Annotated in this window: 10 protein-coding genes; 1 reads left to right on the top strand and 9 read right to left on the bottom strand. The window is 59.6% G+C overall.

The window, feature by feature from the left end:
* Positions 1 to 21: 21 nt before the first annotated feature.
* A complete protein-coding gene (gene ku / locus AGR7B_RS22940; RefSeq protein WP_162934239.1) occupies positions 22 to 813 on the top strand; it encodes a non-homologous end joining protein Ku in 792 nt (263 codons plus the stop codon).
* Positions 814 to 825: 12 nt separating this feature from the next.
* Here the strand turns inward: ku (AGR7B_RS22940) and ligD are convergent, their stop codons facing one another.
* From ligD to AGR7B_RS22895, 9 genes are all read right to left on the bottom strand, one after another.
* Positions 826 to 3318: a DNA ligase D gene (ligD, locus tag AGR7B_RS22935; protein WP_080858012.1), complete on the bottom strand. Its 2493-nt coding sequence runs from the start codon at positions 3316 to 3318 to the stop codon at positions 826 to 828.
* Between the two features lie 3 nt (positions 3319 to 3321).
* On the bottom strand, positions 3322 to 4155 hold the full coding sequence (gene ku / locus AGR7B_RS22930) for a non-homologous end joining protein Ku (protein WP_080858011.1): 834 nt from the start codon (positions 4153 to 4155) through the stop codon (positions 3322 to 3324).
* Positions 4152 to 4439 (bottom strand): hypothetical protein, encoded by a 288-nt coding sequence (locus tag AGR7B_RS22925; protein WP_031233563.1) that lies wholly within the window; start codon positions 4437 to 4439, stop codon positions 4152 to 4154. The genes ku (AGR7B_RS22930) and AGR7B_RS22925 overlap by 4 nt, the downstream gene beginning before the upstream one ends.
* 43 nt (positions 4440 to 4482) lie before the next feature.
* Positions 4483 to 5376 carry an SDR family oxidoreductase gene (locus tag AGR7B_RS22920; RefSeq protein ID WP_080858010.1) on the bottom strand — a complete coding sequence of 298 codons (894 nt, stop codon included), beginning with the start codon at positions 5374 to 5376 and terminating at the stop codon, positions 4483 to 4485.
* Between the two features lie 184 nt (positions 5377 to 5560).
* Positions 5561 to 7900: a bifunctional diguanylate cyclase/phosphodiesterase gene (locus tag AGR7B_RS22915; RefSeq protein WP_080858009.1), complete on the bottom strand. Its 2340-nt coding sequence runs from the start codon at positions 7898 to 7900 to the stop codon at positions 5561 to 5563.
* A 189-nt stretch (positions 7901 to 8089) separates the two neighbouring features.
* Positions 8090 to 9193 (bottom strand): hypothetical protein, encoded by a 1104-nt coding sequence (locus AGR7B_RS22910; RefSeq protein WP_121490457.1) that lies wholly within the window; start codon positions 9191 to 9193, stop codon positions 8090 to 8092.
* 279 nt (positions 9194 to 9472) lie between these two features.
* Complete coding sequence (locus tag AGR7B_RS22905; RefSeq protein ID WP_223215586.1) at positions 9473 to 11011, bottom strand: ABC transporter substrate-binding protein; 1539 nt, start codon at positions 11009 to 11011, stop codon at positions 9473 to 9475.
* Between the two features lie 127 nt (positions 11012 to 11138).
* A complete protein-coding gene (locus AGR7B_RS22900; protein ID WP_080858007.1) occupies positions 11139 to 12119 on the bottom strand; it encodes a mannonate dehydratase in 981 nt (326 codons plus the stop codon).
* A gap of 67 nt (positions 12120 to 12186) precedes the next feature.
* Positions 12187 to 12900, bottom strand: coding sequence for a FadR/GntR family transcriptional regulator (locus tag AGR7B_RS22895; protein WP_080858006.1), 714 nt, complete (start codon positions 12898 to 12900; stop codon positions 12187 to 12189).
* Between the last annotated feature and the right edge of the window lie 70 nt (positions 12901 to 12970).

The following is a 12970-nucleotide window of genomic DNA, read 5'->3' as shown; positions in this document are numbered from 1 at the left end:
GGACCAATGCGGATCGCGGACATGGCACGACAGGTTTTCTGGAAGGGTTATCTCAAGCTGTCGCTGGTGACGGCCTCCGTCTCGCTGACGCCCGCGACGACGGAAGGCAACAAATACACCTTCCACATCCTCAATCGCAAAACCGGCAATCGCGTCGAAAGCCGTTATATCGACAGCATCACCCACCGACCGGTCGCCGCCAAAAACCAGGTAAAAGGTTTTCCCCGCGCCGAGGACGATTACGTTATTCTGGAGGATGACGAGATCGACGCGGTAGCGCTGGAAAGCACCCGGACGATCGATATCAAGACCTTCGTGCCAAAAGGATCGATCGACTGGATCTGGTACGACCGTCCGCATTTTCTGCGCCCGGAAGACAAGATCGGCACCGAAGCCTTCAGCGTCATTCGCGAAGCCATGAAGGTGAACGATGTTTTCGGTATTGCGCGCCTCGTAATCTACCGTCGCGAAAGGGCTGTGCTCCTCGAACCGTCGGGGAAAGGCATCATCCTGTGGACGCTGCATTATGGCGAAGAGGTGCGCGAAAGCATTGACGCGCTGGAGCCGAAGATGAAAATCGACCGGCCATTGCTCGACGCCATGGAAAAACGCATCGGCAAACAGGTGACGGGTTGGAAACCGGCTTTGGTGCAGGACCCCATTCAGAAAAAGATCAAGTCCCTGCTGAAGACCAAGGGCGACGAGGTCTCCTCCTCGAAAAAGAAAACCGGCACGAAGGCCCGCGCCGGCGGCAATGTCATCAACATCATGGATGCCCTGAAGAAAAGCCTTGCTTCCGAAAAGAGAAGCTGAGGCTCGCTGCCTTCAGCGGGCCTTTTTCGGAAGCGGCTCGGCAGCAGCAAAAAAGCCGTCCCACGGGTCTTTTTTCAGCGCGGAAAGACGCGCGCCGATATTGTTGACGGTGAAATGGGCGGGGCCGATCTCGGCAGTGAGTTCCGACCATTCGAGCGGTGCTGAAATGGCGGCTCCCGGCCGGGCACGTGTCGAATAGGCCGCAACCGCCGTATTGCCCCTTCCGTTGCGCAGATAGTCGATAAAAATGCGGCCCTGCCGTTTCGCCTTGGTGGCGACGGAGAGATATTTCTCCGGCTCGGCCTTCGACATATCCGCCGCCATGGCCTTGGCGAAGGCTTTTACCGGGGCCCAGCCCGCCTGCGGCTTCAAGGGTGCGACAACATGCAGGCCCTTGCCGCCGGAGGTCTTGACGAAAGCGGCAAGCCCGGCTTCCTCGAAACGCCGCTTCAGCTCCAGCGCCGCTTCGATCACCTCTTCCCACGCCACATCCTCGCCGGGGTCGATATCCATGGTGATCATGTCCGGCTTTTCCCAATTGGCGGTGGTCGCGCCCCATGGGTGGATTTCGAGCGCGGCTGATTGCACGAGCGCCATCAAGCCATCGAAATCGGTGATGCGGATCAGCGGTTCTCCGCCCTTGTCCTTGGGATCCTTGATTTGCTCGACGGCCTTGTTGATGCCGCGCCAGGCGTGTTTCTGGAAGAATCGCTGCCCCTCTAGGCCCTCCGGGCAGCGCAACAATGCCAGCGGCCGGTTAACGACAAAGGGCGCCATGTGCCGCCAGACCTGCGCATAATAGTCGGCAAGCCCCTCCTTCGTCACGCCGTCCTCCGGCCAATAAAGCCGGTCCGGATGGGTGAACTTGATCTTCGATTGCGGCGCCTGGATATCAGACACGGCCTTCTCCTCGCGTTCGATTTCTGCTGCGGGCTTGTCTTCGCGCAACCCCCGGAAGGAGGCGTGACGCAGATTGCCATCTCCAGACCATGCACGAAACTCCACTTCCGCCACCAGTTCCGGCCTGACGAAATGAAGATCGCGGCGGGCAAGCGCGGTGAGTTTCTCACCGAACGGGCTTTCCTTGCGCTCAAGCGGCTTCAGCCGGCCGAGCAGCATCTCCGCCACTTCACCCGTATAACCTGTCCCGACACGGCCGACATGGCGCAGCTTGCCATTTTCATAAACGCCGAGCGCCAGCGATCCGATCGCGTGGTCGGATGTCGAGGAGACGGTATAACCCCCGATGACGAATTCCTGTCGCATCGAGCATTTGGATTTTACCCATTCGCCCTTGCGGCCCGAAACATATTTGCTGTTCCTGACTTTAGAAATGACACCCTCGAGGCTGAGCCGGCAGGCATGGTCCAGAACAAGCGCGCCACTTTCCTCAAAATGCTGGCTGTAGCTGAGATGAGGGTCATCTGCCGGCAGCAACTTTTCGAGCAGCGCCTTTCGTTCGCTCAATGCCGCACCGCGCAGATCGCTGCCATCGAGATAAAGAAGGTCGAAGGCATAGAATACGAAGCGGTCGCTGCGCCCTTCGCTCAGATCCTGCTGCAAGGCGGAGAAATCGGAGGCCCCGCTGTCGCGTTCGACGACGATTTCGCCATCGATCAACACCGTTTCCACCGGCAGCGCCCTGAGCGCTCCTGTCACGGCCCGGCCGAATTTCTCCGTCCAGTCCAGCCCGCTGCGGGTCAGCAATTGAATTTTGCCCCCATCGACGCGCGCCTGCAGACGATAGCCGTCGAATTTGATTTCATGCAGCCAGCGATCTCCGTTGGGCGGTTTCGGCTTGAGCGTGGCGAGCGCCGGCGGCACGAAAGATGGCATGGCCAGTTTGCGTGCGCCTTTTGGCAGCGCATGCGCCTGTTTCCTGCCGGAGGCAGAAGCCACGGTCTTTTTCGATACCGTTTTGGAGTTCCATGTATCCTTCGGTTTGGCTGCAACTTCCGCGACACTGCGCCCGGTCTTTACGGATTCCGGCCGTTCTTCGAGAATATCCGCGCCGCCCTTATGCCTCGCCTCCTCGTCATCGCCCTTGATAAGCAGCCAGTTCTCCCGGCTTTCTCCGGGCTTTCCGTGCATGCGTACCAGATGCCATCGGCCTTTGAGCTTTTCGCCGTCCAGTTCGAATTCCAGATGGCCTTTGCGATAACCTTTCCGGGCGTCGCCGATCGGATGCCAGGTGCCGCGATCCCAGACGATCACGGTGCCACCGCCATATTGTCCTTTCGGGATGACGCCCTCGAAATCGCCATAGCTGAGCGGATGGTCCTCGACATGCACGGCAAGCCGCTTGTCCTCAGGATCGAGGCTCGGCCCGCGCGTCACCGCCCAGCTTTTCAGCACACCGTCCATTTCCAGCCGAAAATCATAATGCAGACGGCGGGCATCGTGTTTCTGTATCACGAAGCTCGAGCCCTGCTGTTTGGCCGTCGTCCCTTTTGGCTCCGGCGTCTTGTCGAAACTGCGCTTGGCGTTATAGGTCTGCAATCCCATGGATCAGCTCGCTTTCCGCGGGGCCTTCCGGCCCGCTGCCGTCGCCCTTTTTCTGCTGCCCGCTTCGGCCCCGGCGCTGCGACGCAGGGCCTCCTTGAGATCAATGATATTGTCTTCCTTGCGCGGCGGCGGCTTGGCGATTTCCCGGCCTTCGATCTTGGCTTTCACGAGTTCTGCGAGTGCGTCATTATACCGATCGCTATAGTCTGCCGGGTCAAATGTGCCCGCACGCTTTTCGATGATGTGACCGGCCAGCTCCAGCATTTCCTCATCGAACTCGATATCGGGGATCGACTTGAAGACGGATGTCTGCGAACGGACCTCGTAGCTGAAATTCAGCGTCGTAGCGACGAGAGCCTTACCGCTCGGACGGATCAGCAGGACACGGTTGCGGCGGAAAAGCACCGCTTCGCCGAGAGCTGCGACATTCTCGTCGTCCATTGCCCTGGCAAGAAGCGTCAGCGCCTCTTCGCCGTCCTCCCCGCTCGGCGCGAGATAATAGGACTTGTCGAAATAAAGCTTGTCGATCTCGTCACAGGACAGGAAGTGCCTGACGCGGATGACCTTGTCGCTTTCCGGCATCAGCTTTGCAATCTCGTCTCCCTCGATGACGATGTGGTCGCCATTGTCGAGTTCGTATCCCTTGACCTGATCTTCGCGAAGAACCGCCTCGCCGGTATCGCTATCGACATATTGCCGCTCGACGCGGTGGCCGGTCTTGCGGTTGACGATATTGAAGGAGATTTTCTCCGCCGAGGTCAGTGCGGAATAAAGACCGACTTCGCAGTTGAAATCGGCAAAGCTCAGATGGCCTCTCCAGCTCGCTCTCCGGTTCATGTCCGTCGTCCCTCGTCATCGCTGCGGGAGGACATGTCTCCGCGTCGGCCCTTGGCCAGAATGCGCTCGATGGCGGGCACATCCGCCTCCGCCAGAACCGGCACCGGGTCGGACGCCATGGCTTCCAGCACCTCCGGCGACAGCCCGCCATTGCGGATAACCCATTCCATGGCCTCCCGGGTCTGCCGCTCCGCTTTCAACTGCGCATAAAGCGCCAGTATCAGCCGGTCGCGAACATCGAAGCTCTTCAAACTTCTGTCTGAACGTTCTGCCTGCCGTTTCATCTCGAAATCCTCAAAGGCCCATCCGGCATTGGCGGGCATCGCCTCAGGCAATGCCCCTGCCGCCGGTCACGCCATAAACCTCGCCATTGATGAAGCTCGCATCCTGCGATGCCAGCAGCACATAGACGGGCGCCAGTTCCACCGGCTGTCCGGGGCGGCCGAAATCGCTGTCCTTGCCGAAATTCTTCACCTTCTCGTCCGGCTGGCCGCCGCTCGGCTGAAGAACCGTCCAGAACGGGCCGGGAGCGACGGAATTGGCGCGCACACCCTTTTCGATAAGCTGCTTTGCAAGCGCTTTCGTATAGGCGACGATACCGGCTTTGGTGGTGGCGTAGTCCAGCAGGATGGCGGAGGGCTCATAGGCCTGGATCGACGCCGTGGTAATTACCGATGACCCCGGCTTGAGGTGAGGAACCGCCGCCTGCGCAATCCAGTGCAGCGCATAAAGATTGGTCTTCATGGTGCGGTCGAAATCGTCGGTCGACAGTTCCTCTATATCGTCGCGATATTGCTGCCTTGCCGCGTTGATAACCAGAATATCCAGCCCGTCGAGATCACCGGCCGCTTTCTCGACCAGTTCGCGGCACCAGGCCTCGTCGGTAATATCGCCAGGCAGCGCGACCGCCACGCGGCCTTCCGCCTCGATGAGCGCCACGACCTCCTCGGCGTCGGATTCTTCTTCCGGAAGATAGGAGATCGCCACATCCGCGCCTTCCCGCGCAAAAGCGATGGCGACCGCACGGCCAATGCCTGAATCGCCGCCGGTTATCAGCGCCTTGCGCCCTGCAAGCTTGCCGGTGCCGCGATAGGTCTTTTCACCGTGGTCCGGGAAAGGCGTCATATTCGTCACCAGACCCGGCATTTCCTGGGTCGGGGTCGAAAAAGGCGGGCGCGGATACTGGCTGCGCGGGTCCTGTGGCTCGAGGCGGTCTGTCATCGCGGTCTCTCCCATAGATAGATGTCCATCCGTGGCGCATTCGCTGACACAGCAGGCATATCGCCCGGTCGGGCTGACAGCGGCATGGACGCGCCACACGCTAACCTAACGATCTGCCTTGGCTCTCGTTCCATCGGAGATGGGAAAGGAGGGCGACGACACCATTGTGCCGCCGCATCTCTTATCAAACGGAATGTTTCTTCCGTGTGGTGGCGCTGACGACCTGAGCGGGCGCGACATCCGGTTTGCCGAAGAGATAACCCTGCGCCTGCGCGCAGCCCTCGTCGACCACCATGCGGTATTGCGCATCCGTTTCAATTCCCTCCGCCGTCACCGGCAGATCGAGGCTGCGGCCGAGGCCGATCACCGCGCGCACGATGGCGCGGGCATTGTCATCGTCGCTCATGGCGGCGATGAAGCTGCGGTCGATCTTGATCTTGTCGAAGGGGAAGCTCTGCAGGTTGCTGAGCGAGGAATAACCGGTGCCGAAATCGTCCATGACGATGGCGACGCCGAGCGCCTTCAACTGGTTGAGGATGATCAATGTCGCCCTTCGGTCTTTCAGAAGCGCGGCTTCGGTGATTTCCAGTTCCAGCCGGTTGGGCGAAAGTCCGGTCTGCATCAGCACGGTGCAGACGACATGACCGAGATTGGCCAGCGAAAACTGCAATGGCGAAACGTTCACCGCGATCTTCAGGTGCGGTGCCCAGCCGGCCGCCTGACGGCAGGCCTCGCGCAGCACCCATTCGCCGAGCGAGATGATGATACCGCTCTCTTCGGCAATCGGAATAAAAACATCCGGCGGCACCACGCCCCGTGTCGGGTGCTGCCAGCGAACCAGCGCCTCGTAACCCACGACCTGGCCGCATTCGACTGACAGCACCGGCTGATAATTCAACAGCAACTCGTTGCGATTGATGGCAAGCCGCAGATCCGTTTCGAGCTGGCGGCGTTCGCGCGCCTCCTGATCCATTACCGGATCGTAGAAAGCCAATATGCCACGCCCGCCCATCTTGGCGCGGTAAAGCGCCAGATCGGCGGCGTGCATGATGCTTTCATCGTCCTTTCCGTCCCGCGGGAAGACGGCGATGCCGATGCTGACGCCAACGGAGGTCGGATCGTTGGCAACATTCATCTTCAATGCGAACATGCCAAGTATCGTCTCGGCCAGCAGGCGCGCCTCTTCCGCCCTTGTATGCCGGGTAGTCAGGATGACGAATTCATCGCCGCCGAGACGGGCGACCACATCCCCTGCCCTTGCGCATTCATCGAGAATGGCGGCGACCTTTTTCAGAACGCGATCCCCCTCGGCATGGCCGAATATGTCGTTGACCGCCTTGAACCGGTCGAGGTCGAGCGCCAGCAGCGCGAATTCGTCCTCCTCGTCGCAATGCTCGATCTGCTGGTGAAGACGGGTCTGGAACATGGTGCGGTTGGAAAGGCCCGTCAGGACGTCGTGGCGGGCGAGATATTCGATTTCCCGCTGCGCTTCGCGCTTTTCCGTCAGGTCGCGAATGGCCATCACCTCGCAGGGGCGGCCGCGATATTCGATCGTTCGTACGCCGAGTTCGAATATCTGCGCCTGCCCGGCGCGCTCGTGCACCGCCTCCACCGGTGCATGGCGCGGCAGATAGGCGGGTTGTCCGTCGATGGCCTTGAAGAGATCGTCGGGGTTTTGTCCGACCAGCGACGCTTCCTCCCGGCCCAGAAGGCCGGCAAAACGGGTGTTAAGCTCCACGATCCGCCCATCGCGAACGACGGCGAGACCATCGAGCGTCGCATCCACAAGACCCTTGAGATCGACAAGGTAACGATCCACAAGAGCAGCGGCGGCGGTGGTGGACAGGATCAGGAACGTGACGCCGGAGATGGCGCAGATCATGATCAGCCGGGCGACATTGTCGGGATCAGGCCCGGATACGGACGGATCCGGCGAAAGCACCGTGGCCGACATGGCCGTGAAATGCAGCGCGCAGATCGCGAAAATCGCCGATCCAGCCGGCGCGGCGATGCGCTGCCAGGAGCCGAGGCGGCGAAAAAGGAAAAAGGCGAGGAGAAAAAACGCCCAGGCAACCGCAAAACCACCCAGCACCGGCCCCCACCGATAGCTGATCGTGGCGGCGACATCCATTCCCGCCATGCCGACGAAATGCATGACGGCAACCGAGAGCGTGACCAGCGTGCCGACGATCGCCGGGCTGTAAGCGGCCTGCGAACGGCTGGTGAGCGCCAGCCAGAAACCGAAAACCGCAAGAACCGCCGAAAACGCCGTGAAGGCGAAATCATAACCGATCGGGACCGCGCCCTTATAGGCGAGCATGGCGACGAAATGCGTGGCCCAGACGCTGAGCCCTCCGGCAAAGGCGGCAACCAGCACCCAATAGGGCTTGCGGCCAGCCGGACTTTCCTCCGCGCGCAATAAAAGATGAAAAAAAGCAAACATGCCAAGCAGGCAGATAACAGCCGCAAGAAGCACGACCGCCCGGTCGTGTTGTACGACAACGCATTCCAGAACCGTGAACATGACGCACTCTCCCAGCCTCTGAAGAACCGCTCACGGTGGCACTATGGGAGTGGTTTATTTATAAATCTCTAATGCAACTATTGATAAATGGAACGATCTGTCCTGCAACGTACAGAAAGGAACGGGCCGCACGCGGCAGCCCGTAAGCTTTTTCGCGCGCGGCCCGGCCGGGACTATAGGAAAAGCCGTTTATTTCCAGCTTCGATAATCGGCTGCGGCGCATCCGAAAGGCGCCGGGCCATCGGAGAAACGCTCCTGCAGACGGGCGCATCCCCACTCGTTAATTGCTGCGGGCATCATGTTGTTGAGGTCCATGCCGGGCGAGTTGAACTGCGACGGGGCGCTGGTGACGTACCACAGCCAGTAACCGATAACCGCGACGACGATGACGGCCACGATGGCAACGAAAGTCCCCAGTCTGCGCAGGAGGCTCGGCCCTTTCGCACTCGTCGCACCCGGAGCCGAGGCGCCCTCCGGTGTCTGGTTCGCAAGCATCGGGGCAAGCGATGCGAGAGCCTCCGCCCTTTCCTGCTCCGATAGCTCGATCCGCTCCAGCCGGTCGTCGAGCAGAACCGGCAGCGCGGTCTTGCCGTGCCAGACTGCCAACGCAACATCGTGTTTTCCGTTATGGCCAACGACGACCGGAATTCGCCCCCTCTCCAGATGGGTGAAGGACTGCCGCTTGGTCTTGTCTTCTCTGACCGTATCGGCATAGGTGACAAAGAGACGGCTGCGCTTTTCGGCAACCGCCGTCAGCGCCACCGGAATGACGGTCAACGGTGCGGGTTTGCGCAGCTGCAGGCGAACCCGCAGGACCCGGATAAGCGTGAACAGCATCGCCAAACTGCCGAAGCCGAGCAGGGCAACGAACACCCCAAGTGTGATGATGCGGTTCCAGAGCATGTCGAGGCCCAGCGAAATCGTAGCGAGTTCCGGGTTCTTCGCGGAGATGACCAGTCCGGTTTCATAATCGCCGGAATGGAAATCGACGAACATGACCTCGACATCCTTCTTGTAGCTCACGCCCGCATGGTCATAGGAAAGATCCGCCTCACAGGTCGTGAAGATTGCCTTGCGCGTCTTGCAGCTACCGCTGATATCGCCGTTTTCAATCTCCAGCGGATCTTTGCTGATCTGATAGTCGCGCAATATGCCCGGACCTTCGGCGACGAGCATGACGGCCGTGATGACCAGAAGCACCGGAATGGAAAAATAATAGGCTGCCGGCACTGAAATGACGCCACGTTTGAGGCTCAGCGGCCGAGACGGAAGTTTTATCTGTGCAAGGTTCATGGTCATCAACGCATTCTTCGGGAGGTGGGTGAGCGGAGTTCACGACTCTCGCCCGATGGAAGGAATAGTCATCGGTCGGTCTAAACCGATGAAGTCCTTGAGAAAACCCCCTGAAATTACTGGATGGCGTGCGACAACCACCTGCTGCGACTAGTTTCGTGTCCGCGAAGAGCCGGAGGCGCGTCATGGAGGACGCTTTCAGGGGTACGGACCTAACCGCCAATAAAAAAACGGGCGGTAAAACCGCCCGTCGCAGGTTCCAAAGACTATAGTTTGCCCTTAATCCTTCGTAACCTTTTCCAGCCGGGTCGTCTGGCTGGGGTGGCCCACATAATCCTTCACGCGCGCATTCAGCACGATCGGCTCGAACCTCTCGAACATCGGCAGCACCGCCGGCTTCTGGGCGACGAACATTTCCTGCATCTGGGTGTAGATTTCCCCACGCTTCTTGGCGTCCGGTTCCAGCGAAGCCTTTGCCGTGAGCGCCGTCAGTTCCGGAATGTCCCAGGCCGAGCGCCAGACGAAATTGCCGGCGTTGTTGGCGGCCAGCGAATTGTCGGGGTTGCTGGAGAATTGCTCCATCGAGCCCAGCACATTCGGCATATAGGCGCCGGTCTGCGGAATGAGCAGATCGAAATCCCGCGCACGGTGGGCGGCAATCACGTCCGAACCGTTACCCTGCTGGATATTGACCTTGATGCCGATCTGGCTGAGTGAGGCCTGGATCGCGGTGGCGAGATCGATACGCGGCGTTTGCGCAATCGTCTTCAGATTAAGCGTGAAGCCGTTCTCATAACCGGCCTCCTTGAGGAGCGCCTTCGCCTTCTCCACATCGAGCTTCCAGTCCGGGCTCGGAATGGCGTATTCGAAGTTTTCCGGCACCGGCACCGTGCGCGCCCGGCCATAGGGACCCATGATGGTCTTTTCCATGCCCTTGTAGTCGATGCCATAGGCAATCGCTTCGCGGACCTTGGGGTTGGACAAAGGTTCCTTGCCGGCATTCATGGACAGGACGTAAAAACCGCCCGTCGGCACGCGCTGGATCTGGAAGCCTTCCTTGTTGTTGAAGGTTGCAAGGTCGGCAGCCGTCAGCGCACTGGCGATGTCGATATCGCCGCGCTCCAGCATCAGGCGCTCCACCTGGCTTTCCGGCACATGCCGCACGATGACGCGGCGCATTTTCGGGCTGCCGGCCACATAATTCTTGTTGGCCTCGAGAATGATGATCTCATTCGGCGACCAGCGATTGAGCGTAAAGGGACCGGAACCGGCGGAATTGGTTCTCAGCCAGCCATTGCCCCAGTCGCCACTGCTTTCATGCGACTTGAGTTCCTTGCTGTCGACGACGCTGGCGATGACCATGGCCAGACGGTAAAGAAGCAGCTCGGACGTCGTTTCGCCGGAAAGATCGATGCGTACCGTTTTTTCATCAGGCGCGCTCACCAGCTTGTCGACATTATCGGCATTATAACCAACGCGCTTGAGGTTGGCTGCGGCCGCCTGGTTCATCTTCAACAGCCGGCTGAGCGAATAGACGACATCTGCCGAGGTTACCGGATTGCCCGAGGCGAAATTGGCCTCGCGAAGATGGAAGGTGATGCCTTTGTCATCTATCTCCCAGCGCTCGGCAAGCTGCGGTGAAACCTTGCCCGAACCATCGACCGAAATCAGACGGTCATAGAGGTTGGACATGATTTCGTTGGCTTTTCCTTCGGTGGCCTGATGCGGATCAAGCGACAGCACCTGAGCCAGCGAGGTTCCGATGACAAGCTGGTCATTCGGTGTTTTGGCCACGGCCGGCGCTGCCTGCACCAGCATGGCGCCAAGGGCCGTGGTGAGTGCGAGACGGATCAATGATTTTCTCATACCTGCTCCTCCTACAGATCGGTAATTCACGTTTGGGAAAAAAGCCCGCGACGCAGCGGGGCGTCGCGGGCCAGAATGGTCAAAGATGTTTGTTATCAAGCGCTTCTATCAAGGCGGCGATGTAGCCGTAGCAGAAGGCGAAAGCGACACCGACGGCATCGCGCCCGGCAATCGTCGGCACATGGTCCGGCATGATCATGTAGCGATAGCCGAGTTCGTGATAGAGTTTCAGCGAACGCACCATGTCCATGTCGCCCTCATCGGGGAATGTCTCCATGAAGGAGAGTTTGCCGCCGCTGATATTGCGGAAATGGACGTTGAAGATCTTGTCGCGGCTGCCGAACCACCTGATGATGTCGTCGATTTCTTCACGCGGATTGTCGAGCATCTCGCCGATCGACCCCTGGCAGAAATTAAGGCCATGATAGGGGCTCTCGCGCATCTGCACGAATTTCTTCAGCCCGTCGACCGTGCCGAGAACACGGGTGACGCCCCTGTAGCCCGGCGGCGTATAGGGATCATGCGGATGGCATGCCAGGCGCACGCGGTTGCTTTCGGCCACCGGCACCACACGCTCGAGGAAATAGTCGATGCGTTCCCAGTTCTCGTCTTCGGAAAGAACGCCCGCGAGACCCGGCGCTGCATCATGGTCCGCCTTGTCCCAACGCCAGGCCTCGTTGAGCGAGCCGCCGCGGCCGCGCTCCATTTCTGTGCGCGGAATGCCGATGAGGTTGAGATTGTATTTCGCGGCAGGGATACCGGCCCTGGCGATATTCTCTATCATCGTGCAGACGGCATCGATCTGCCGGTCGCGATCAGGGCCCGCAAGCAGGATATCGGGATACGACGCCTGCTCGATGGGCCGCGACGGCAGCGGCAATTGCACCATGTCGAGAACAAGGCCAAAGCTTTCGACCTTGTCACGGTGGCGCTCAAAGTCCTCGAAAGTCCAGCTCGCGGGCTTTCCGGGTGGATCCGCGTTGATATTTTTGACGCCGAGCTGCGCCCAAACCTTAAAATCCTCGTCATCGCGCGCAGCAACCTGGGTGCCGACATACATCGATTCTCTCCTCTCTCCATGCAAGTCATCATATGACATCGCATGAAATAAGATGAGTGTCGAGATGCTATTGCGCTTCTGACAGCAACCTGTATCGGCGCTGGCTCGCAAGCATATGTTCGCGCATGGCTTTTCGCGCCGCTTCCGGATCCTGTTCGACGATGGCGCGCAGGATTGCCTCGTGCTCGGCCTGCACTTTGCGAAGATAATTCGCATCACCGGTTTCCGGCAGCGTCGGGAACTGCCCGCGCGGTATCGAGCGCGAACCGAACTGACGCAGAGCCTCCAGATAAAAGCGGTTGTTCGTGGCGATCGCGATGGCCGTGTGAAACTCGTAATCGGCATCGACGGTGGTTTCACGCGCATCGATGGCGCGGGCCATTTTCCGGTGCGCCGCAGAGATTGCGGCCTCCTGCTGGGCGGTGCGGCGATAGGCGGCGATTGCCGCTGCCTCCCCTTCCGTCGCAAGCCGGAACTCCAGCATTTCCAGCGTTTCCGCAATGGTTCCGACTTCGGATTGCGTCAGTTTCACGCCGGCCCATTCACTGGCATTGCTGACGAAAACCCCCTTGCCCTGGATGGGAACGACATAGCCGGCGGAACGCAAATCCGCGATCGCCTCGCGAACCACGGTGCGGCTCACGCCGTAGCTGCGCTCAAGCTCCGGTTCGGTGGGAAGTTGATCACCGTTTTTCAGTTTTCCACTGCGAATTTCTGCGCTGAGATTATCGATGATCTGTTGTGCCCGCCTCTCCCGCGGCCTCGTTTTGTCGCCCATCATGCCACTCTTCCCTCTTGCAGAATGCGAATCCCTTCGCTACTCATATTATGACATAGCCGCACATCATATG

It is taken from the genome of Agrobacterium deltaense RV3, from assembly GCF_900013505.1.
In the GTDB taxonomy this organism is placed as follows: domain Bacteria; phylum Pseudomonadota; class Alphaproteobacteria; order Rhizobiales; family Rhizobiaceae; genus Agrobacterium; species Agrobacterium leguminum.
The sequence above is the reverse complement of the archived record's forward strand: the minus strand, read 5'-3'. Positions and strand labels throughout refer to the sequence as shown.